At 37.8% G+C, this 2,344-nt stretch carries 1 protein-coding gene; it reads left to right on the forward strand.

The features are described from left to right. The first annotated feature begins 594 nt into the window (after window positions 1–594). A complete protein-coding gene (locus GNF10_RS36455) occupies window positions 595–1,740 on the forward strand; it encodes a SpoIID/LytB domain-containing protein (RefSeq protein ID WP_185584378.1) in 1,146 nt (381 codons plus the stop codon). Window positions 1,741–2,344: the final 604 nt, after the last annotated feature.

Below are 2,344 nucleotides of genomic sequence, written 5' to 3' on the forward strand. Positions count from 1 at the left end.
ATTACTCCCGGTTCGCTTATTTTTTTTGGAGTTCGAGAAATTGCCGAAAAACAGAAAATCTAGGTGTAGCAATGGTTTTAGCCATTCCTCTAAATTTACGTTGAACTACCACCCTGCTCTAAAAACTCTATTTTTATGCGATCGCACAAAGTCGGAATTAGAGTACATTTGTATTATAAGGTAGAACCCCTATTAAATCGTTCAGCTTTTTTCTAACTCAATTTAAAATGGGCGAACCGGGAGTCAAGAGTCAGAATTAAGAAGTTCGCTGACTCGCTCTAGGCGTACTCCTACGGAGAAGCGAGCTACGCGCAGCGTGTCGGAGACACGCCATGTCGTAAAGCCTGCGGCATAGCTACGCTTAGGGCACAACCTCTCTAAGAGTTGGCTTTACGCTGCGCTATCCGCTTTTTCGTACAGAACTCATTCTGTTAGCGGATAGCTGAGGTTTAGTCCATTCTGACTCCTGACTCCTGAATTCTGTTCAATAAAAAATATATGAGATTGCTCAAGGAGAATACATCAGATATACGCAAACTACGGTATTAGGGATAACATTGAATAGAAATTGAAAACTCTTTTTAAATGCATTACATGAAATGCCAATTGTTATTAAAAACTTTATTTACACAGATAAAAGTAGGCCATTGGTGGGTAAGTGCCTTATTGTGGATGAGTTTAGCTACCCCAAGTGAAGCATCTGTAATACTGCGAATAGCAATCGAGAGGGGTGTTAATCAGGTAACAGTTGGTAGTTCTACAACTGCGTTGGTTAAAGATAGTACTGGTCATACTCTCGGACAATTACCAGCAATGAGTTCATTTTATGCCTCTTCAATTCCAGGTGGTGTGGCTTTAGATAAATGGCAGTCTGGTTTATTTTGGATTGAGCCGACAGGTAAGGGATTCGTTTACATTGGCGAACGCTGGTATCGAGGTAGAACTCTTGTTGTGCCAACAGAGAAAGGACTAACCGCCGTTAACTGGGTTGATGACCAAGAGTATCTCTACAGTGTTGTTGGTGGCGAAATGGATACTGAGTGGCCTGCGGAAGCTTTGAAAGCACAAGCAGTTGCCGCCCGGACTTTTGCTTTCTATGAGCGAGAAAAACAGCGCAATAATCCTGTTTACGATTTAGGTGATAGTCCAGATCACTGGCAAAATTATAAAGGAGTAATCAATGAAACTTCTAGTACTTATGCCGCCGTCGATGCAACTGATAAACAAGTACTAACTTATAAAGACAGTATTATTCTCTCAGTTTTTCATGATTGTTCTGGAGGACATACTGAAAATGTTGAAGATGTTTGGGGAAGTCACGAACCTTACCTGCGTGCTGTTGAAGATTACGATCAAAATGTTAGCGAGTGCAAATGGGTGAAAACTTTCTCCCAAAAAGAAATTAGCGCCAGGATTTCTGGTGTCGGCAATGTTTTAGATATGATTGCACAAACCTACTCACCTTTTGGTAGTGTTAAAGCCTTAAAAATCGTTGGTGATAAAGCAACCATTGTATTGCGTGGCGAAAAAGTACGAACAGCCCTCAAAATTAAAAGTACCCACTTTATGCTTACCAAAGCAGCAAATGGTAGTTTTGTACTTCTTGGACTTGGCTTTGGTCATGCTTTAGGCATGAGTCAATGGGGTGCATACAATTTAGCTAAAAGAGGAGTAAACTATCTGCAAATTTTAGGGCATTATTATCAGGGTGTAGCTTTAAGTACAATTAACCCTAAGTAAAATTAAATTAATTAATTAATTAAATTAATATTTTTAGGATAATTTTGGTTGATCTAGATACTGATAAACTATCCGCTAAACTGGGCGATGTGATTAACACAGTACTCATAATATTTAGTAAAAAAATGCGTAAGTTCATGAGTTATTTTTTGGATAAATTTATTTATTCAACAGTTTTTTGGATTCATGCAGAAAACCTATAATCTGCTCAAAGCATAGTTAGATTTGTTTATAATGCCAATATCTGTACAGACTCTGTTCGTCACTCAAATAGAACTATTATATTGTTTATTTGGGATATTAGTCATTGACAGCTAATTTGTAATGATGCTTAAAAGACTATTACATACTTAATTGGCAAAAATGTTACAAGGGATGACGGAAATGTGTTTTATTTACATAATTGTATGAAACTCAGTCAAACCTATTTTAGAAAGAATAGGTCTTCTAAATATGAACATTATCGTCTGACACGAATAGTGGACTCAATACTGCTCGGTTAAGAGAAAATAGATGGTGGGATAAAAAATATTTTGTTCGCGTGTAGTTTACGAGAACAAAAAACAGCTAAAAACGCTGCTTGTACCTGAAGGCACTCTCGAAA

Source organism: Nostoc sp. UCD121, assembly GCF_014222285.1.
Taxonomy (GTDB): Bacteria; Cyanobacteriota; Cyanobacteriia; order Cyanobacteriales; family Nostocaceae; genus Nostoc.

Coding starts and splice junctions, on each gene's coding strand:
- GNF10_RS36455 (WP_185584378.1), top strand. CDS start 595: ATGAAATGCCAATTGTTATTAAAAACTTTATTTACACAGATAAAAGTA.